General features: G+C 43.4%; 1 pseudogene. It reads right to left on the reverse strand.

From position 1 onward, the window contains the following. Positions 1-400: 400 nt before the first annotated feature. Positions 401-1,212 (reverse strand): annotated as a pseudogene (locus tag ACFIK6_RS09855) (hypothetical protein); the annotation flags it as partial.

Genomic DNA, 1,212 nt, shown 5'->3' on the forward strand with positions numbered 1-1,212 from the left:
ATCCCATTGGAAAGCCTAATAGCTTAGACTTGTTTTTCTTTTCTCCACCTCATGCGTAAAGAGAAGGATAGGTGCATGGAGGGGATAAATTTGCACGTCAACATCAAGGATTTTACAACCGCATCAAAGGCTTTCTGATCAAATATTGCTAAAAACTTAGATCCCTTGCCTTTCTTAATAAAGTGAATACGAAGTTTAAATTCTATTGTCATCTTGCTCTCCAAATCAATGAAGAGACTATAACAAGCATCACCATGCTCGATAAGACTGACACTGTCAGTCAAAAAGGGCTTTAAAAGGGCTTTGAACGAGCGATAAAAGGACTTAAAAACATATAAGCCTGCTTATAGAACAGCTATCCATTTGACTTCTGTCGTATCTTGGTTACTTGTGCATCCATTTATTCTTTCCATAATCTTATAAGAACAGCACCATCCGCTCCAGCACCGCTGTCATATTCATCCCTACTAGCACCGGCACCTCCGCCCCCAAAACCACGCCCTGCTTTTCCTGAAGGAAAGCCACCTTTTGCCGTTCCTCCACCACCTCCCCTTGATGTATCGCCTCCAGCATCACCTCCGTTACCACTTTTGTTTCCTACAATTCCTTCAATTCCTTTCGTCCCAGCATAACCATTTCCTCCTTTGGCAAGTCCTAGGAGATCATCTGTTGCCCAACCAAAATTTCCACCAATGCCCCCAGTTCCACCAGTGCCTGAATAGTAATAAGTATTTCCCCTTGATATACTATAATAAGCACCCCCACCACCATGTCCCCCTGTAGCGGTAATAAAATTTTTGCCAACGGTTGTTGTTCCTCCAGAGTTTCCTGTCGCACCATGCTTTGCAACAGAAGTTCCTCCTTTACCAATGATGATATCCTCATGCCCGTTTAAACTGGATTTATAGCCATACCACACGGAACAACCTCCGCCGCCGCCGCCGCCGCCATCACCATAAGACCAAGAGGAACCACCACTACCTCCACCGCCCCATGCTTGGATTTCTACTTTGGTTTTATCGGTTACCCAATCTGGCCATTGAATTTTCCCATCCTGTGTATAAAGTAACTCAGCATCAACAAGCGCAGACCAATTAATGACTTTATTACTCAAAGCTTTTTTTAAGATCTTTTTTGTTTCTGCTAAGATAGCTGCATCCACTTGTGATTTGGTATAAATAAGGTCACCATCTACTTTCAGCGGTCCTTTCA

It is taken from the genome of Bartonella sp. AS69XJJH (genome assembly GCF_042195585.1).
GTDB lineage: Bacteria > Pseudomonadota > Alphaproteobacteria > Rhizobiales > Rhizobiaceae > Bartonella.